This window comes from Nocardia sp. CA-290969 (assembly GCF_050936135.1).
Taxonomy (GTDB): domain Bacteria; phylum Actinomycetota; class Actinomycetes; order Mycobacteriales; family Mycobacteriaceae; genus Nocardia.
On the sequence record NZ_JBNJNJ010000001.1, the window covers coordinates 5,504,795 to 5,526,500 of the forward strand.

Annotated in this window: 1 protein-coding gene; it reads right to left on the reverse strand. The window is 69.0% G+C overall.

All coding sequences use genetic code 11. From position 1 onward, the window contains the following. Window positions 1-17: 17 nt before the first annotated feature. Window positions 18-21,407, reverse strand: a complete 21,390-nt coding sequence (locus ACQEVO_RS25275) for a toxin glutamine deamidase domain-containing protein (protein ID WP_432917839.1) — start codon at window positions 21,405-21,407, stop codon at window positions 18-20. Between the last annotated feature and the right edge of the window lie 299 nt (window positions 21,408-21,706).

The window sequence follows — 21,706 nt, forward strand, 5'->3', positions numbered from 1 at the left end:
GTCCGGCAGCTATCGGATCAGGTCAAGGTGAACGGAACATCCACATCCGGTCCATCCTGCGGTGCGTTGTCCACGGCCGGTGCCGAGCCGGAACCGCCGGTGGCCGGCGGTTGCGCCTTCTCCGGATCGGCGGATTCCGGGTGCGGAACGCCGTCGGCCGGCACGGCGCCCGCAGGCAGCCATCGGACATCGGACGGTGCCGGCGCCCGGAAATCGCTGGGCAACGACCACTCCTTCGGGCGGCGGCGCTGCGGGCGGCCGTGCCCCCTGTACCAGATCTCCCGGCGTTGCCCGGTGCCGTCCGCCCGCGCGCCCGGCGGGTCGTCGTTTCCTCCGCGCGCTGCCCCGGAATCGAGCGAATCGATATCGTCGGGTACCGGCACGGCGCGCGCCATCGGACGCGGACTCCAGTGGTGCGGCCACTCCACGTTGTGGCAGAAGGCGGTCAACCTCTCCTTGCCGGCCGTGGCGTACGAGATCCGGTCGTACCGGGCGACCAGGGCCAGCGCCTCGTCGTGGGAGTACCGGGTGTTCGTCATCGGGTCCCACCACATCGGCGCCGGCTCCCCACCGTCCTCCGGCGTGGCCGGGTAGATCAGCAGGATCCCCGCCGCGGCCGGACCTTTCGCTCCTTCGGCATCCCACGACACTTCGACGAAAGCCGCCGACCCGGGACCCAGTTCGACGACCTCGTCGTAGACCCCGGTCAGGTACCGGGCCGGGGATGCACCGGCACGCGAGGTCAGCGCGGTACCGAACATTTCCTCGACCATTCGGCGGCCACCCTGATGCAGGACGTTATCCGGTGCGGGCCGACCATCCGGGTTCAACCGGTCCCAGCTCGGTAGAGCGAATACCGGACGGCCGCTGAAGCACGACAGTCCCGCGATCGCCGATTCGTAGAAGCTGATCCTGCCCCCCGCGGGGAATCCCCCACCGAAATCGACGAGCTCGCCGTACGGCCTGCCGCCGGGCACCGAGGTGTACGTGCTCGGATCCCGATGCGCGGCGAACCCGGTTGCGCCGCCTCGCAGCGCATCCTCTAGCGCCGCGCGATGTTTCGCCGCGGACGCGACGAACTCGTGGGTGCCGATCACGAATGTCACCGACGCCGACTTCTCGACGAAGTCCGCGGGCGGACCTGTGTAGCCTTTCCCGGTTTGCGCGTCGAACCAGACCGGCCCTTTGTCCCGCTCCTCGTCGGAATAGGCGGGATACACCACCGCGATGTCGTGTCCGCGATCGATCCTCGGCGAGCCGTCCGGGTGGTACAGCTTGGTGCCGTCGCTGTCCGTCTCGTGCCACTCGATGGAGACGTAGGCGACCGTGCCCTTCCCCAGCGCAGCGATATGCTCGTGCGCCGCCCGGTACTGCTCGCGGATCGACCGGGATCCGTCGGCGAAGGAGATCGCCCGGTTACCGACGAAGCGCGCCGCCTGTGCTTTCCCGTTGAACAAGCCGTGCGGTGCCCGCCCGATCCGCGGTGCCGCGACCTGAGGTTTGCCCAGGAACGAGGCGATCAGTGACAGGGAGGTGTCCTGGCAGTTGTCGGTGCGGCCCAGGCTCCGCGGGCCCGGCCCGTTGAGGATTTCCCCATAGGGTCGTCCGCCCGGCACGGCCGTGAAGGTCCGCGGATCCTGGAACAGTGCGTAATCGGAGCCGTCGGGGTTACGCAGTGCATCGTCCAGATCCGTTTGGTACGAACGTTTTTCCAGCGCGCCCCAGATACGGCCGTCCCGATCCGCGGAAGGCTGTGGAATCACCGCCCGCTCGCCGGCGGTGAACCACGCAACCGCGGCCGACCGCGCGACCTGCTGCGTCGGTGGCAGGGCGTCCGCTCCCAGCAGCCTGCGGAATCGCTGCCGCAGACGGAAGGGCGTGGCTGCCGGCGCATTGTCGCCGGGCCCGCTCCGCCGCACCGGCGAGCCCGCCGCACCCGGCGCGGGCTCCACGGACGCACCCGGCGGCTCCGGCCGCGGCGGTCCGTCCACCGGCACCGACCGCTGGGTTACCGGCGCCGCAGAACTGCTCACCAGGTCCGGCTCCCGCGGGTCGTCGTCCGGCAGTTCCGTGATGCGCCCGGCCGCCGCCGGGCGGGGCGCATCGATGACCCGGCCGGGTGGTAGCACGATGAAGCCGAGCTCCGCGCTCTCGGCGATCAGCTCCTCCGGCGGATGGGTCCAGGTATCGCCCGTCGCCGGGTCCCACCACCGCGGTCCCGGTGATGGTTGCGGATTGTCTCTCGATTCCCTGGCCGGAAAGGTGACCACGAGGGGCTCGAAATGCGAGACGAGGGCTTTGCCGCGCGGGTCGGTCCGCCGCTCGCCGGTTTCGGGGTCGGTCTTGGGGATCGCCCGGAACACCACCGCTACCGACCCCGGCCCCAGCATGGCAATCCATGTGTGCAGGGCCGCGTACTGTTCCGGCAGCGGGAGATCGGAAGCGAAACTGTTGGGCCGGCTACGTAGCCACCGGCAGGCTCTGGCCACGCCCCCGGCCTCGTCGTTGCCGGTGTATCTGCCGGGACCCAGGTCCGGGTGCCGGGGAACGGCGGCCATGGGATAACCCAGGATCGTCGCCACTCCCGCCAAGGTCGCATCCCATTTGTTGCTTTCGCGACCGGTGCCCGCAGGCGCACCCAGGTTGATCAGCCGGCCGTACGGATTGGCGGGCGTCGGGTAGGTCGCCGGATCGGCCCCGGCCACGAAGGTGCCGTCGGCACCCCGTACTGCGTCCTCGACGAGTACCTGCAGCGCGGGATGTTCGAGCCGCGCCAACCGGCCGTGGCCGAAACGGCGGCCGCCGGACGGGTCCGGCAATCGTGCCGGCGGCACCGGGCGATCGTGTACCGGTGTGCTCATCGGGCCACGGGGTGGCGCCGGGCGCGGTGCGGGCGCCGGTGCCGGTAGCCTTCCGGCACCGGAGGCGCTGATGATCGTGCGGCCCGGCGGGATCGCCCGGAAACCCATTCTCGCGGCATCCCGGATGAGCCGCTCGGGTGGTCGGCGGGCCATCTCCCCGGACTGCGGATCCCACCACACCGGGCCCGCGTCGACGACATTGCCCGCCGCGTCTCGGTTCGCCGGATCCGGGACGGGATAAACGATCAGCGTGTCGAGCGAGGCGCCCATCACGGGATTGCCGGCTCGGTCACGCAGTGGCTCGCCGGTGGCGGGGTCTTTCGCGGACAGGTCGGTGTGGACAACGGCGGCCGAGCCCGGGCCGAGCGCGAGCATATGACTGTGGAGAGTGGCGAATTGCTCGGCTACGGAGCTGGTTCCGTCGTCGACATGGTGGAGGGAAGTCTGTAGTACGGCGTACATGCGGTACCCGCCGTTGTGCTCGGGGCCGATCGGGCCGGCGATACCGTGCGCCGTGTCGGGATAACGCGGCGCGGCGACCAGCGGGTGCCCGAGGAAGGTCGCCAACCCGGACAGCACGCAGTCGAGGCCGTTGGTGAAACGGCCCGGCTCGACTCCAAAACCCGGATTGATCAACATCCCGTACGGTGTCCCGCCGGGCGGATACATGCTCGGATCAGCGAATGCGGTGTATTCCCCGTCTGCACCCCGCAGGGCGTCCGCGAGGGTGCTCTGCCGCGCCGCGTGCTCCACCGGAGCAAGCAGCCCGGGCCCGTACACGCGGGTGCGCTCCGCGGCGGCCGGCTGTACCGGTGGTTCCGGCACCCGCTGCCGGGGTACCGGATCCCGTGGCGTAAACGCCGGCGTCAGTACTCCGTGGTCCCCACCTCCGGCCATGTTCCGTCCCGCTCCTGATGCCAGCTCGCCCACGCGGCGGCCACCATCGCGTCGGTGCTCGTCGGCTGCGGTAGCCGGGTGTGTTTGTCGATCACCATCGCGAAGTGCCGCGGCGGGTTCACCTCCGATCGGACGTTGATCCGATAGTCGATCCGGTCCGGCGTCTCCTGGATCCGCAGCAGCTCGATGCGGGTCTGCCGCGGATAGATCTGCCGGGCCATCGGAGCGCGGCCGGCCGTTACCGCTTCCGTGTAATCCTCGATGATCATCCCCGCCGACCAGCTCGGATACTGCAGAACCACGCCGGTCTCGGCGTTCACCACCAGACTCGACAGCCCGATCGACCGGCCCGTCTCCCGGTCCTCCTCGGTCGTCGTGGGCTGGACCAGCCACGCGCCGACCGGCATCCGGCCGATCAGATACGTCCGGTCGCCCGGCAGCAGATCGAGGAGGTGCTCCCGCACCTGCTCCTCTGTCTCCAGCGGTGAGTTCATTTCTCGCTCCTTCGCCACGATCGGTACGGTCCGGATTCTCGCCGGAATCCCTCTCTGTCCCGGCCGGTCCCGGTGTGCCCGCGGGACCCGGCCGGCCGGATCCGTCCACCGAAGATTCGCGCGGCGGCTCGTCCCCAGGAAGTTCGTATAGTGCTTCGTCCCCGGGCAGTTCGTTTCGCGGTACATCCCCAGGCAGTTCGTATCGCGGCTCATCCCCAGGCAGTTCGTATCGCGGTACATCCCCAGGCAATTCGTACCGCGCCTCGTCACCGGGCAGTTCGTATCGCGGCTCGTCCCCGGGCAATTCGTACAGTGCCTCGATCCCAGGCAACCCGGAACTCTGTTCCCGCCGAGTCTGCGAATCCCCATCCGCGGGTTGTCCCGGCTCCGGCCTCGGCTGCCCTGGCGCGCGTTCGGCCTCGACGGCCGCCGGCGGCACCGGTATCAAACCATCGTCGAACACCGGCAGATCGGCGTTCTGCGTTGTCTCCGGTGCCGGCTGGATCGGGGCGGGAATCCCGGGTAGCGGCGGTGGGTTCGGTCGATTACGACCGGAAGATTCGACCGCCGTTCCCGCCGGCAGCGCGACGAAGACCAGCGCCACACTGGTATCGATCAGGGCGTCGGGCGGTTGTTCCCAGATTTCGTTCGTCGCCGGACGCCACCACAGCGGCCCGGCCGGCGGCGCGAGTTCGCCGCCGGCGTCGGCGATCGCCGGGAAAACGACCACCACCGGCTCGAAGTGGGAGACCGACATCTTGCCGGTATCGGGGTCGGTGGCCGGAATCGCGCGGCCCACCAGGGCAGCCGACCCCGGCCCGAGGGCGGCGACCCAATTGTGCAGAGCCGTGTACTGCTCCCCCACCGGGCGGGTGAAACCGAAATTATCGGGTCGGCTCCGTAACCACGTGCGCGCCCTGTCGAACCCTTCGACATGGGCCTCGCGCCCGCCGGGGCCGTCCTCCTGCTTCCGGAAAGCAGTGGTCAGAGGATTGCCGAGGAACGTCGAGAGGCCCGACACCGCCGCATCCCATTCGTCCGGGACGAGCTTGCGCGGCGCCTTCCCACCTTCACCGACCATCCATCCGTACGAACTGTCCGGTGTGGGGTAGGTCCGGGGGTCGGCGCCGGACACGAACGTGCCGTCCCTCTTTCGCAGCGCCGCCTCCAGGACGTTGCGCAGACCCGGATGCTCCCGCGTAACCAGCCGACCGGGGCCGGTGCCGCGGCTTTGCACCGGGTCCGGTAGCCGAGCCGGGGCCGGGTGATTGTGTGCCGGTGCGGTCACCGGCCCCGGCGGTCGTACCGGGGCCGACGGTGGCCGCAGCGCCGGCAGGTCACCGGCCGCGCCGATCTCGGCAATACTGCGCCCCGGCGGAACCGGCCGGAAAACGACCCGGGCGGAGTTCCGTATCAACCAGTCGAACGGCCGGCGAGCCATTGCGCCGGACTGCGGATCCCACCACAGCGGGCCTTCATCGATGATGTTTCCCGCTTCGTCGCGATGCTGCGGGTCCGGTGCGGGATACACGACCAGCACGGCGTGCCCGGCATCTCCATCAGGGTCGTTCGTCTTCCAGGCGGTGCTGACGGTGGCGGCCGATCCGGGCCCGAGCGCGACGACAAGATCATGGATAGCGGTGAACTGCTCGGGGATGGAACGGTTTCCGTCTTTGAAGGATTGCACGGGAATCCGGAACATCGCCCTGGACCGCCTGGGGTGGCCTTCCTCGGGGAGGTCCCAGGTCACCGTACCGTCGACCTGACGGGGGAAGACCGGTGCGCTCACCGTCGGCCGGCCGAGGAAAGTCGCCAGCGCGGACAACACACAATCGACGCAGTTGGTGGCCCGGCCCGGCGCGACACCGTAGCCGGGGTTGATCCGCTTACCGTACGGAACACCCTCGGCCGGGTACTTGCTCGGATCGGCGTACTTCAGGAACGTCCCGTCCGCGCCGCGCAGTACGTTCTCCAACTCCTGCTGCAGTGCGGGGTTCTCCACCGGGGCAAGGAACCCGGGGCCGTACGCCCGGGTCTGGGCCGGCGCGATCAACCGCATCGGCGGCTCCGGCATCCGGCGCCCGCTCGGCCGGTGCGCCGGAGTAGGCGCGACCGGATCGGGTCGGCTGTCGTGCGCGTCGTGCCGGGAAGCGGCATCGGCGCCGCTTCCCGATGCCTCGGCCGGTTCGGTGGCCGGCGGCGCGCCTGTTTGCGCACCGCGGGCGTTGCCGGGTTCGTCGGAGGCGCTGTAGATATCCGCCGCATCGTCGTCATCGGCGACACTGTTGATTTCCGTCGCATTGTCGGCCGACACCGCGCCGAGACCATCGAGCGCGGGCGGCGCGGGTGTATTCGTCGGATTGCCGAGAGCCGGGTCGATCGTCGTACCCGGCCGGACCGGAACAAAGGCGAGTCCCACACTGCCGGCCATCAGCGCGGCCGACGGCTGCACCCAGGTCTGCCCGGTCACCGGGTCCCACCACCTCGGCCCGGGCGGCGGCTCCCGATCGTCGGCGGAGGTGATCCGCGGAAAGACAACCAGCAGCGGGGCGTAGTGGGAGAAGACGTACTTGCCGTCCGCGACCATCGGCCGCCGGGTCACCGGGTCCGTCTTGGGTATCACCCGCAGTGCGACCGCGGCCGTGCCCGGGCCGTGAATGGCAGTCCAGATGTGCAGTGCGGCGTACTGCTGCGTAACCGGAAGCGGGCCCCGGAAGCTATCGGGCCGGCTGCCCAGCCATGCCTGGGCCCAGCGGACCCATCTGGGATCCTCGATACCTCCCGGGCCGCCGGGGACCGAATCGGCATCCCGCGGAGCAGCGACCGAAGGATGACCGAGGAACGATGACAGCCCCGACAGCACGGCGTCCCAGTGGTTGTTGTCCCGTCCACGCAGGACAGGCCGGCTCTCCCCGCCGTTGACCAGCCGTCCGAAGGGATTCTCGGGGGTGGGGTAATTCCGCGGATCGGCCCCGGCGACGAAGGTGTCGTTGCCCGCGCGCAAGGCGTCCGCCACCGCCCGTTGCAGACCGGGATGTTCGACCGGAGCCAGCAGACCGGGACCGACAGGACGAGACCGCGACGGATCCGGTAACCGCAGCGCCGCCGGACGGTTGAGCACCGGTTGTATCGCACGGTCGGGCCGCGGCGTACCTGCCTCGTCCCGATTCGGCGCCTCGATGGTCCGGCCGGGCGGAATCATCAGGAACTCGAACGAACTGCTGCCGGCGATCGGAGCGGCCGGCGGCCGGGTCCAGTGTTCGCCGGTGACGGGGACCCACCACACCGGACCGGGCGGCGGGTCCGGGTTGTTGCGCGACGTGACCCGGGGATAGACGATCGCGACCGGCTCCAGCCGGGTGATCTCCCTACCGGACCGGTCCCGCAACGGCTCGTCGGTCGCCGGGTTCGGCACGGGAATCACGTTGATCATCACCGCGGCCGTCCCCGGCCCCAGCGCGACTACTCGATCGTGCAGCGCCGCATACTGTTCCGGCAGCGTGCCGGTCCCGAAGCGGTCGGGCCGACTCTGCACCCACTGGTGGACCCTGGCGTATCCGGCGGACCCCTCGTCACCGTTGTCGTACCGATCGGGGCCCGCCGGGTACCGGGGTGCCGCAACCAAGGGATGTCCCAGGAACGACGACAGCCCCGACATCAGGGCGTCCCACGTATTGGTACGGCGCCCGAGCGGGAAGAATCCTTCCGCGTTGATCAGCTTTCCGTACGCATGGTCCGCGGTCGGATAGGTTCGTGGATCGGCCCCGGCCACATAGCTTCCCTCGCGCCCCCGGAGCCTGTTCTCCAGCGCCTGTTGCAGGAAGGGGTGCTCGAGGGCAGCCAGCTGACCCGGACCGAAGCGACGGCTCCGCGACGGGTCCGGCAATCGCATCGGCGGCGCCGGCCGGCCGGACACCGGGACGAGCTCCGGCCGCGGCGGCGCGGCCGGCTCCTCGTACTCCGGCGCCACATCCGGATCGCCCAGCCGGCGCCGTTTTTCCGGTGCCGCGCCGGAATCGGACAACGTCCGCTTCCGCGTCTCGGGCGGCCCTTGGCTCGGTGGTGTACCCGCTGCCCCTTCCGGGTCCTGGCCCACCTCCTGTACCGGGTTGTAGACGGTAGTACGCGTATACGGCTGGGAAAGGTGGCGCACCAGGTCATCGCCCGTGGCCGAAACAAACGACAGCGCGCCGAACTGCGGGTTCGCGGTGAGCAGGTCCGCCATCTCCGAGCGCGAATACCGCGTCTGCGTCGTCGTGTCCCACCACGTGGGCACCGGCTGTTCCGCACCGTCCTCCGCCTTCGGATAGACCAGCACGAACACCGCTACATCTTTACCGGGGACAGTCCGGCCGGCCGCGGAAATCGTCTCCGGCGACGATACGAACGCCACTCCCACCGACCCGGGCCCCTGCTGCGAAATCTGGTCGTAAGCGGTGTCCGCCTGCTGCCGCGGCGTCGGAGAAGCCGGGGACGACACAGACTGCAAGGGTCTGCCGAAGTACTCCTTCACTCGATCCCGGGCGCCCTCCCACAGCACCTCGTCCGACGCCGGCCGGCCACCGGGATTCAAACGATTCCAGCTCGGCACCGAAAAATTGGGCCGCCCGAGGAAACACGACACCCCCGCGAGGGCCGATTCGTGGAAACTGACCCGCCCTGTGGGGTCCCCCGCACCGAAGGTGACGAACTCGGCGTACGCACGGTCACCATGCACCGGCAGGAACGGATCCCGGTACTTGACGAAACCGCCGTTGCCGTCGTCCATGGCGTTCCGCAGCGCCCTGCGGTGTTTCAGCGCGGCCACATACAGATCCGGCCGGCCCACCACGAACTGCACGCTCCCCGCCACGAGCACGACTCCCTCGTCCGGCTCCGTGTCCCATCTCCGGCTCATCGGGTCGAACCAGATGGGCCCGTTGTGCGTGCCGTCACCCGGGAAGTAAGCGATCGTTGCGTGCCCGCCGATTATTTTCGGGGAGCCGTCCGCGTTGGTCTCCTTGTTGCCGTCCCGGTCGAACGCTTGGTATTGCGTGGCGACCATGGCCACCGTGCCCGGACCCAGCTCCTCGATGACACGGTGCGCAGTCGCAAATTGCTGAGAAACCGACTTCGCGGCCGGGCCGGAGAAGGACATATGCCGGTTGCCGAGCATCTGAAATGCCTGCATATCCCCGAAATTGAAATAATCCCGCAGAACCGTGCCGGTCCGTGGAGCCGCGACCTGCGGTACACCGAAGAACGAGACTATGGCCGACAGCGTGATATCGGCGCAGTTCCGCCACCGGCCGTCTTCGTGACTACCCGGCCCGTTGATCAAATTTCCGGCCGGTGTCCCACCGGCCGCCGAGAACGCCACCAGATTCGGGTACTGCGCGGCCCTGCCCGTCACCGGGTCACGCAAGGCCGCATCCAGGGCGGCCTGATCCCGTGGATCGACGGCACTGTACCCGTTGCCCGCCCGCCGCTCGGCCGGATCCGGAACGAGCGCCAACTCCTCATCGGTCAGCCGCGGAACAACACCTGCCGCCGCGACCGGAGTATCCGGCGTGAGCCGCGACGGGCCGCGGCGCAGTAGACGACGCAACCGATCCCTCAAGTGGAACGGCGAACCGGTCACCTCACCGTGGCCCGCGCCGGCCTGCTCGTCGGGCCCGCGCCGGGGCACCGGGCCGGTCTCGTCGCGAGTGCCCTCGTCCGACCGAGGCGCATCGTCGGCACCGATACCCGAGGCGCCCTGGCCGGACGTGTCCACCTCCGAGTCGCCGGCGACTTCCCATACCGGGCCGGTCGCACGGGCCGGTGCCACGGCGCCGGCCCGGGAGGACGGTGGTTCCGCGAGATAGTCGCGCAGGCCCCGTCCGGTAGTGGTCACGAGGGAGAGCTCATCGAACTCCGGGGTCCGGGCGAGGGTGGCCAGCGCCTCGCGCTGCGAATACAGCCGGCCCGTCATGGTGTCCCACCACACCGGGGCCATCCCCCGGCCGTCCTCCGACCTCGGGTGGACCAGCAACAGAGCCGCTATATCGGCACCACGCGGCCCTCCGGAGACGATCGCCAATCCCAGCGAGCCCGAGTCCAGGCCCGCCACCTGGAAATAGGCCTCGGCGAACTGTTCGGGGAGCGTCCGATTGCCCCGGGCCAGTGACTTCGGCCGTTTGCCGAACCACTGGCGGACCAAGTCGCGACCGCCCTCGTTCAGGAGCTCCTCCGGAGTCGGCTGCCCATCTGCGTTGTAGGAGTTCAGGCTCGGTGTGGCGAACACGGGAAGGCCGACGAAACACGCCGCCCCGGCGAGCGCGGATTCGAAGAAACTGAACCGGCCCGGGTGTCCGGAATCGAAGGTGACCAGCTCACCGTACGGCCGGCCGCCCGGCACCGCGGTATCCGACGGGGGCCGGTACCTGGCGAATCCGCCACGGCCGTCGCTCATCGCGCGCCGGAGTGCTCGGCGGTGTCGCGCCGCGGCCGGTACGGATTCGGGGGTGCCGATGACGAAATCGACGCGCGCCGTGTTCGCCACGATATGTTCCGGCGGGCCGCCGTAGCTCGCCGTCCACATCTGTGCGTCGTACCAGACCGGGCCCTGGTCGGCGTTCGGATCCGCACCGTAGTCGGGATACACCACCACCATGGCGTGTCCGCCGTCCCATTGCGGCGAACCGTCCGGGTCGTACAGCTTGCGCCCGTTCTCGGTCTTGTGCCAGACGAGATTGACATAGACCGCGGTGCCCGGGCCCAGGGCGGTGAAGAGCCGGTGCGCCTCTCGGTATTGCTGTTCGATCGACCGGCCGTCCAGGTCGAGGGAGAGGCCGCGGTGGCCGAGGAACCGTGTGGCCTGGGAAATACCGGAGGTATGCGAATCGCGTTTGCTCGGGCCGATCCGCGGTGACGCGGCCTGGGGTTTCCCGAAGAACGTGGAGATCAGCGACAGGGAAATATCCTGGCAGGCATCCTCGAGGTGCCGCCGGCCGGCGGCAGCGATCAGCAACCCGTACGGTTCGCCGCCGGCCACCGCGGTAAAAGTCGCCGGGTTCTGGAACGGCGCGAACAGGTCGCCGACCCGCACCGCGTCTTCCAGCGCATCCTGATGCCGCTGCCCGACCCCGCCCCAGACCTCGCGATCCTGATCCCGGAAAAGACTCGGGATCACGGCACGTTCGTCAGCACTGAACCAAGGGACGGTGGTCGCCGGTGCGACAGGCGCGGGCGGCGGCGCGGGCGAGGATTGCTCGGCATCGGTATCCGGACGGTGCGGGTCGGCACCGTATTCGATCGGGGCTGCCGGCTCACCGTCCGAATCGCCATCGTCCGAACCACTATCGTCCGAATAGAATTCGTCCGACTCGTCGTCGGCAGGTTCGTCCTCGACCGACTCCAGATCGGGATCGATGATCCGGCCGGGGGGTATCGCGATGAAGCTCAGGTCTCCGGGAACCGAGCTCAGCTCGGCGGGCGGCTGCTCCCAGGTGTCATCGGTGACCGGGTTCCACCACACCGGTCCGGGAGCGGGCTCCGGATTGTCTCTGGAGACCCGCGCCGGGTAGATGACCACGGCCGCGGGTTCGTGGTGGGAGATCACAACCCGGCCGTTCACCCGGACCGGCAGCCGGGTCGCGGGATCCAGTTCGGGAACCGCGCGGATGGCCAAGGCGGCCGACCCCGGCCCGAGCATCGCCACCCACGCGTGCAGGGCCGCGTATTGTTCCGGCCGCGATCCGGCCCGGAAATGGTCGGGTGCGCTCAGCAGCCACTCGACGGCCCGCGAATATCCGTCGGTCTCATCCTCTCCGTTGTACAAGTCCGGCCCGGCATCCGCGTACCGCGGCGCCGCCACCACCGGATACCCCAGAAACGACGACAACCCCGACAACGCCGCATCCCACCGATTCGAACCCCGCCCCAACACAAAATGCCCACCCTGATTCACCAACCACCCATACGAATTCCCCGGCGACGGAAAACTCCGCGGATCCGCACCCACCACAAACCCACCCACGCCATCGGACAACAACGACCGCAACGGCCCCTCGATACCCGCAAACTCCAACGCAGCCAACTGACCAGGCCCGAAAACCCGCCCCCGCGACGGATCCATCAACCGCATCGGCGGCCCCGCACGATTGAACACCGGCACCACCAACGGCACCGGCACCGACCGCACCACCGAACCCCGCCCCGACGAATCCACTGTGGTACCGGGCCGGATCTCGATGAACCGGAGCTGCACTGTCATCTCGACGATCTCGGCCGGCGCCTGGTCCCAGGTGCTGTTGGTCATCGGGTCCCACCACAGCGGCTGGGTGGGCGGAGGAGTTCCCGCGCCGGCCGTGGGGAATATCAGCACCAGCGGTTCGAAGTGGCTGAGGACGAACCGTCCGTCCTGGTCGACCGCGAATTCACCGGTACCGGGGTCCACCGTGCCGATACCGCAGAAAGCCAGTGCCGCCGACCCGGGGCCGGAATGAGCAACCCGGTCGTGCAATGCCGCGTACTTCTGTTCCGGCGAGCCGGAACCGAAATCATCGGGCCGGGTCTGCAGCCACCGGACGGCCCGGCCGGGTTCTTCGTTCACGTCGTACTGCCCGGGCCCCGTATCCGGCGATCTCCGAGCGGCGACCAAGGGGTTACCCAGGAACGACGACAGTCCCGACAGTGCCGCCTCCCACCGATTGGTGTTCCGGCCCGGGGCGCCACCCTGGCCCCCGTTGACCATCCATCCATACGGGTAGCCGGGTGACGGATAGGTGCGCGGGTCGGCTCCCGCGACGAAATTGCCGCTGCCGTCGCGCAAGACGGTTTCGAGTAGCTGCTGCTGCCCGGGATGCTGGGCCGGATCCAGCGCACCGGCACCGAAGCGGCGGGCCCGCGACGGATCCGGTAACCGCATCGGCGCCGGACGGTCGAGCACCGGCACCAGCGCCGACTGCGGGTGAGACGGCACCGGCTGCGATACCGGTTGCGCCTCGACCGGCGGCCGGGCCGCCGCGGCGGCATCGAAAACACGGCGACCCGGCGGGATGAACGTGAACCCGATCCGGTGCGAGGACCGCGCGAAGTCCTCGAACGGCCGACGTGACATCTCACCGCTCTGCGGATCCCACCACAGCGGGCCGTTGTCGACTACCCGGCCGCTCGCATCGAGGTTGTGCGGATCCGGGTTCGGATAGACGACCAGCACGCCGTGTCCGTTGCCGCTGGCTGGTGGGCTGTCACCGCTCTCCGGCCCCTCCTGTGCGGGATCCATCGACCGCCAGACGGTGGAAACGAGGGCCGCCGATCCCGGTCCGAGCGCAGCCACCTGATCGTGGATGGCCGTCAATTGCTCGCGCGGGCTGATGGATCCGGGCCTGAAGCTGCGCTCGCCGAGCCCCGTCATCCAATATTGCCGGGCGGCCGCCAAGGACTCACCGTCCCAGATGACATTGCCGTCCACGATGATGGGATGAACCGGCGCCGCGACCAGCGGATAGCCGAGGAAGGTCGCCAGACCGGCCAGCATGCAGTCCTGGCAATTCGTCCTGCGCCCCGGAATGTCCTGGAAGCCGGGGTTGATCATCGTGCCGTAGGGATTGCCGGTGGACGGATAGCTACTCGGGTCGGCGCATGCGACGAATCCCTCGGGGCCGCGCAGCGCGTCCTCGAGCGTTTCCTGCAGTGCATCGTCCTCGATCGGGGCGAGATAGTCCGGACCGAACACCCGCATCGCCGCCGGATCGGCCAATTCCATCGGTGGCGCCGGCAACGAATCGAACGGGTTACCGCCGGCGGCAGCCTGCTCCGATTGGCTCGCTACTGATTCGCCGCCCTCCGATTCGCTCCCGTCCGATTCGGCCTCTGCTTCGTCCGAAGCCTCCGCATCCGAATCCCCTTCGTCCGAAGCCTCCGGCTCCGGAATTTCCGCGTCGTGCTCCCTCCCGGCCGGATCCCCAGCGTGCGAATCCCCCGCGTCCGGATCCCCAGCGTCCGAATTCCCGGCGTCCGCATCCCCAGCGTCGGGATCCCCATCATCCGCACCCCCTGTGTCCGGATCCCCAGCGTCCGGTTCCTCATCATCGGCATCCCCAGCGTCCGATTCCCCCGCGTCCGCATCTCCAGCGTCGGGATCCCCAGCGTCCGATTCCCCAGCGTCCGAATCCTGGTCCGAATAGAGCCTGTCCGTGCCGATATCGTCCGAATCATCATCGTCATCCGAATCGGAAACGGTGATCGGATGATCGAGGCCCGGATCGATACGGCGGCCGGGCGGTAGCGCGATGAAACCGAACCACCAGCTTCCGGCGATCGGCGCGGTCGGCGGCCGGTCCCAGGTGTCATCGGTGACCGGGTCCCACCACACCGGTCCGGGTGCCGGCACCGGATTGTCTCTCGAGACCCGCGCCGGATAGACGACCAGTACAGGCTCGAAGCGAGCGGTTTCGGGCTGACCCTGCGCATTCCGTATCGGCTCACCGGTGCCCGGGTCCACTCTCGGGATCGCGCAGAAACCCAACGCCGCCGACCCCGGGCCGAGCATCGCCACCCACGCGTGCAGCGCCGCATAACCTTCCACCGGGGAGGGATTTGCAAAGGTGTCGGGCATATTCTGCAGCCACTCGGTGGCCCGCCGACGCCCGTCGGCCTCGTCCTCATCGTTGTACAGATCCGGCCCGGCATCCGCATACCGCGGCGCCGCCACCACCGGATACCCCAGAAACGACGACAACCCCGACAACGCCGCATCCCACCGATTCGAACCCCGCCCCAACACAAAATGCCCACCCTGATTCACCAACCACCCATACGAATTCCCCGGCGACGGAAAACTCCGCGGATCCGCACCCACCACAAACTCACCCACGCCATCGGACAACAACGACCGCAACGGCCCCTCGATACCCGCAAACTCCAACGCAGCCAACTGACCAGGCCCGAAAACCCGCCCCCGCGACGGATCCATCAACCGCATCGGCGGCCCCGCACGATTGAACACCGGCACCACCAACGGCACCGGCACCGGCCGCACCACCGAACCCCGCCCCGACGAATCCACCGTCGTATCCGGCCGCAACGCGATGAATCCGAACTGCGCTGTGCTGTGCACGATCCGGTCCGGCAACTCTTCCCAGGTTGTATTGCTCGCGGGGTCCCACCACTGCGGCCGGGTCGGCGTACTGGTCTGATTGCCGTCCGAGGCGATTACCGGGAATATCACGGCCAGCGGCATCACGCCGGAGACCACGTACTCGTCGTTGTCATCCCGCACCAGGTCACCGGTGGCGGGGTCGACTTCGCCGATTCCGAGGAATGCCACCGCCGCCGCGCCCGGCCCGAGATGACCCACCCATTCGTGTAGTGCAGCGCATTGCTGCGGCGCCGGCAGCTCACCGAAATGATCGGGCTGAGTCTGCAGCCATTCGATGACCCGCTGCATTCCGGCGGATTCGTCGTCGCGGTCGTAGCTGTCGCCCGCATCCGGATTCCGGGGGGCGGCGACCAGTGGATTACCGCGGAACGACGATAATCCCGCCAGCAGCGCATCCCATCGGTTCGCGAACCGGGACGCCGGGCGGCTACTGCCCCCGTTGATCATCCAGCCGTACGGATAACCCGGTGTCGGATAGCTGCGCGGATCGGCGCCGGCCACGAAATCGCCGTTACCGGCGCGCAATACATTCTCCAGCGCCCGCTGCTGGCCGGGATGCTCCAGGCGAGCCAGCCCGCCCTGCCCGTAAACCCGCCGTGCGGACGGATCCGGCAGCCGCGCCGGCGGTGCGGGACGATCGAGCGCCGGGACCACCGCCGGACGCGGCCGGGCCGGCACCGGCTGCCGCGGGACCGAAACCGGCTGCCGGGCGGAGGCGCTGACCACTGTGCGCCCCGGCGGAATCACCACGGACATGACCAGGACCGACTGCGTACGGAAGTCCTCGAAGGGCTCGCGGGACATTCTGCCGCTCTGCGGATCCCACCACAGTGGGCCCTCGTCTATCACCTCACCGTTCTCATCGCGATTGTCCGGATCGGGCGCGGGGTAGACGAGGAGAACGGTATGTTCGGGACCCTCGACGGGATCCCCGTCCTCGTCCACCATCGGGTCACCGGTATCGGGATCCTGCGCCTGCCACCGGTTGGAGACGATCGCCGCCGACCCGGGCCCGAGTTCCGCGACGTGATCATGGATCGCGGTGATGCGCTCGGGTACGGTGCCGAATCCGTCCAAGGCGTATTCGGCGAGCCCGACCATCCAATGCTGCCGTCCGGAGCCGCCCTGCTCAGGGCCGTCCCAGTTGACCTCGCCGTGCTCGACCGCCGGATATATCGGCGCGGCGACCGTCGGGCTGCCCAGGAAGGTCGCCAGGCCGGCGAGAACGCAATCCTGGCAATTGTTGTCCCGCCCGGGCCTGTTGCCGTAGCCCGGATTGATCATCGCGCCGAACGGTGTACCGCCGGGCGGATAGCTACTCGGATCGGCGTATACGGCGAACCCGTCCGGGCGCCGCATCGCATTCTCGAGTGCGTGTTGCAGCGCGGGATCTTCCACCGGAGCGAGATACCCCGGTCCGAAGACGCGCATTTCCGCCGGGTCCAGCAGCTCCCTCGGCGGCTCCGGGAGGACAACGTGTCGCCGGTTCTCGGAAACACTCCCCTCGCCGGCTTCGCTTCCGGACGATTCCGAACCCACCGAATCCGAGTCCCACGAATCGTCGTCCGCCGGTTCCGCCGCCGATCCGGACGGGTCACCGGTGCCCGGATCGTCGGTCCGGGTTTGCTTCCGCGGCGGTGCACCGGATTCCGGATCCGCCGGCGGCCGTTTCCGCGACGAACCGGTTTCCGCGGCCCCCGGACGGGCATCGGTTGTTTCCGATTCGGAATCGTCGTCGTCGAGCTCGACGATCCGGCTTCCGGGGGACCCTTCGGCCGCGCCCTGATGCGGACCTCGCGCGCCCGCGGACGTATCCAGCGAGTGCAGCGCAATCAGTTCGTCCCCGGGTGCCGCCACGAACGAGACCTCGGTCTCGTTACCGATAGCGGCGAGCATCGTCGTATGCGGCACTGTCCGGCCGGTCATCGGATCCCACCAGACCGGTTCGGCGGGTTTCGTACCGTCGGCGGATACGGGGCCCGCCGGGTAGACCAGCATCTGCACAGATTCGGCGGTGGCGGACGACCCGCGGACCGGCCGGGAAACGACCGCCAAACCCACCGCCCCCGGGCCCAGGTTCCGGACCTCGTCGTAGGCGTGCTGGTACTGCTGCCGCACGGTCCGGCTGCCGGTGGCCGAGGAGGTCAGCCGGTCACCGAACCAGCCCTCGACCCGGGATCGTCCGCGCCGGTGCAGTTCCCGGACCGGAAGCGGCTGTCCGCCTTCGTTGAGATGCTCCCAGTTCGGCACCGCGTAACGCGGTGCGCCCAGGAAGGAAGCAGCGGCCGCGAGACCGGACTCGTAGACACTGATCTGGCCGCCCATGGGATACCCGCCACCGAGGTTCATCAGCTCGCCGTAGGGCCGTCCGCCGGCGACCGCCGTGAAGGTGCCCGGATGCTGATAAGCGGTGAACCCGCCTTTTCCGTTGTTCAGGGCGGCTTCGAGTTCTGCCCGGTGCTCCGCGGAAGCGAGTACGAGATCCGGCGTGCCGATGGTGAATTCGACCTTCGCCGCGTACTTCAGCAAACCCGCCGGGGGTTCGCGGTGAAAAGTACCGGCTTGCGCATCGCACCAGATCGGTTCCTGTTCCCCCTCGGGGAACACCACCACCGTGGCATGCGAGCCGTCGTACTTCGGCGAACCGTCCGGCTCGTACTGCTTCATCCCGAAGAAGTTGACCTTGTGCCAGCTCGTCGTGACGTAGGCCATCGTGCCCGGGGGCAGCGATTTGATGTGGTCGTGCGCGGCCCGATACTGGTCGGCGATCGATCTCGACCCGTTGTCGAAGCTCATCTCCCGGGCCCCCAGGAAGCGCGTCGCCTGCGCCGGCCCACCACGGAGATGGTCCTTGGTGAACCGGCCGGCCCCCGGTGCGGCAACCTGCGGTTTACCGGCGTAGGTCGCAAGGAGCGACAGGGAGCAATCCTGGCAGTTCTCCGACCGGCCGGGAACGTCCGGGCCCGGCCCGTTCACCAGTTTTCCGAACGGCTTACCACCCGCTACCGCCGTGAACGTCGCCGGATTCCGGAACTGCACGAAACCGGACCCGTCCGGATTCGTCACCGCTGCTTCCAGAAGAGACTGGTAGGTGGGCTTTTCGACGGGATGGTAGGCGGAGCGGACCCGGTCGTCCGCCGGCTGCGGTATTTTCCGCAGCTCCTCGGGTGTGAACCGGCGCGGCACCGGCCGGGACGTACCGGTGGAGGTATCCGGCGGCGCGCCGGTGGATATCGTGGTCCCCGGCACCGCCGCCTCCCGCCGGTTCCGCGGATCCGCCGAGCGCACCGGCCCGACCCGCGGACCGGCATCCACTGCGAACGGAACCGGCACCGCATCCGGCGCCGCACCCGATTTCTGCCGGGAGTCGGTGGCCGGTGCCCCGAGCACGGCTTGTTCCGGTGCTCGCCGCGGCGCGGGACTCGACAGCTCGCCGGTGCGGGCGCGCCGCGATTCGGGCAAAGGGCCGGATTCCTGCTCAGCCGGCCGCCGGACCGGCCCGGGGTCGCCGGACTGAGCCGGTCCGGAACGCTGCGGCGCTGATCCTGTGCTCCGCTCCGCCTCGGTGGCCGGCTGTACTTGCGTATCCGGAGAAGGAGAGGGAGCGACCGGGGCAGGAGCCGCCGAGATCCCGGGCCGGGATGTTTCCGGCAGCACCGATACACCGGTCCCGTCGGGAACACCCGCACTCGGTGCGGACGGGGCGGCTGCGCGCGACTGCCCCTCGTTCGTATGCCGGGCACCGTCCTGGTTCGGAACCTCACGCGAGGACTGCGCTGTGGAATCGCCCGGTGTGGTGGAGCTGCCCGGTTTATCGGCCGGTCTGGAACTCGACTGCTCGGCGGACGAACCCGGCGTGTGTGCGACCGCCGAACTGGAGTTGGGTGCGGTCGAACTCGCCGGACCGGTCTGCGCCGCCGGCGTCGGCGTCGTGTTCGGTTGCGCGGGAGCTCCGGGCGGCGCCGGCGGCATCGACGCCGAGGGCGTGACCGGTTGCGGCAGTGGCGGTATGTGCCGGCTGGTCTCGACCCCCGAGGGGTTGGTGTCGGCGGTGCCGCCGGTCTGTTCCGGCCTGCCCTCGTACAATCCTGTGCCGCTGGGCTCGGTATCGCCCCTGGCCCCTGAGCTCTCGTTCGGCGAGCTCCGCTGTTCACCGCGATCCTCGGCCACGTCGGACCCCGGCCGCTCCCGCCCAGCGTCCTGGTCGGTGTGCGCATCGGACTCACCGGATTTGCCCGTCGAATCGGACTGTTCGGGCCGGTCCGTCGAATCGGACCGGCCGGGGTGCTCCGTCGTATCGGGCTGATCGGGCCGGCCCGCCGAATCGGACGGACCAGGCTTGTCGAGTCCTGTATCCAAAGCCTCCGGCTGCTGATCGTTGTCCCCTGGCGGCGCGGCCTGCGATGATTCGCCGCGGGGAGCGTCGGTGGAACCCTGCCTATCCCCTTCCGGCGCCTTCTCCGACTCTTGTCCCGATGTTTGCGAATTCGCCGTTTCCCCGCCCAGCGGACCCGGCTGGCCGGTGACCGGCGACCCCGGCTGCTGCCCCGGGCGATCCGATTCGGGCGTCGCTCCGGACCCGTTTCGTCCGTTCGCGTCGCCCCCGGCCGGAGTGGTCCGCGTACTGTCATCGTCCGCCGTCACCCGTGCATCCGACGGACCGCCGCGCTGTGCCGGGCCCGGCTGTCCCTCGGCGGGGTTCGGCGGTGCCGCGGAACCCGGGCCCGGAGATTCGCCGGACGAGAATCGTTCGCCACCCCGCCCCGGCGCATCACCCGGTGACGAGAACCAGTTGCCCGGCGACTGCGATTCCCCCCGCGGAGATCCCGGGCCACCGGAGGCGAATACCGAACGAGAACCGTCCGCGGGGTGCGACCCGGATCCCGCTCCCGCCGGTCCATCCTGGTAGAAGGCGTTTTCGCCGGACGACCCATCACCGTATGCGGGCACCGCGCCGGATCGGGGGCCGCCCATCGCATGATCCGGGTCCCCGAGCCAGTTCCGTGCGCTCGACCAGGGCCCGTTCTGTCCGTGGAAGCTGTTCGAGAAGGTGGTGGGGTCCGCGGCGCCGACGATGCTGCCTTGGATGAATCCGCCGGCCACGCCGATGCCGGTCATGCTGTCGCTCAGGCTCTCTCCGGTGACACCGGCCACGAGGAGATTGCCGAAAATTCCGGCCACGCCGTCCGCGGCGCCGCCCACCACGGCGTTGCGGGTCATTCGACCGAGCAGGTTCGTGTTCAACGTGTTGCCGAGGGTTTTGCTGAGGAAGTTGTTCGCCCCCCTGGCCACCAGCGACCCCACCGGCTCCGCGGCGCCACCGGCGAAAACGCTCAGGCCGAATTCCTCACCGTTGAATTCGTCCCGCTTTCCGTCGGCCATCTGGCCGCCCTGGATCGCCCCGTTGATCAGCCCCTCTTCTGCCGCGCCCTGCAGCACCTCCTCGCCGAGTTCTCCCCAGGCACGCGACGTGGGCATTGTCAGCTTGCCGTTACCGAGGCTGCGCCAGAAGCTGCGCTGGATATTCGGGGCACCGAGCCGCGAGGCCAAGTTCTGCAGAGTCCGCTGGGTCGCCTGGCGGATGGTCAGCATTATTCCCTGGGTGGTCCCCACCGCCGCGGCTTCCACCGCGGGCGCGGTGGGCGGGAAGAGCCAGGCCAGCGCAATTTCTATCGCCAGCCAGCACAGCGTGATGATGATATTGAGCTTCGCGGCTTGTAGCTCGGTGCCGAAATCGAAGGTCGTCTCCGAGGTCTCGAGCATGCTCCGCGCCAGCGCCTCGAGCGATTGATCCCCGGTGCGGAACTGGTCGTAGAGGGCCGCGATCTCATCTCGGGCCGCCCCTGCCGGATACGCGGCGGTGGCGGCTTCTTTGGCTTGTACTACAGCGGCGAGCAGTGCGAACGTCTCATCGGAGCCGTCTTTCCAGATCGCCGAGACCGCCCAGGCCCCGTCCTCGTCCCCATCCGGCCATTCGGCGCCGGCGATCCAGCCGAGCCAGCGCATATCCTCGGGTAGGTACAGGGTCATCGAAACAGCGGGTCCGAAGTCACTGTGCTGATCACCCTCATCGTCTCGCGACCGACACGGTCAGATTACCGCGAGCCCGGTTAACAGCCGGTGTCGCGCAACAGAATTCGAACGATGCGGGCCACCGGCGCAGACGCGGATCGATGCGGACGATGAATTCCGTTCGTCCGGCTGCCGAACACCGCGTTTCCGCCCGCCGAACAGTGTTGCGTTCGGCCTCGATCACCGCCTTCATGCGTATTCGCCCGCCGGTCCGGCGGGATGCTCGGCGGTACGGTTGTTCCGAACACGGTGTTGCT

Excerpts from the sequence above, each read along its gene's own strand:
- ACQEVO_RS25275 (WP_432917839.1), bottom strand. The coding sequence starts at position 21,407 with ATGACCCTGTACCTACCCGAGGATATGCGCTGGCTCGGCTGGATCGCC.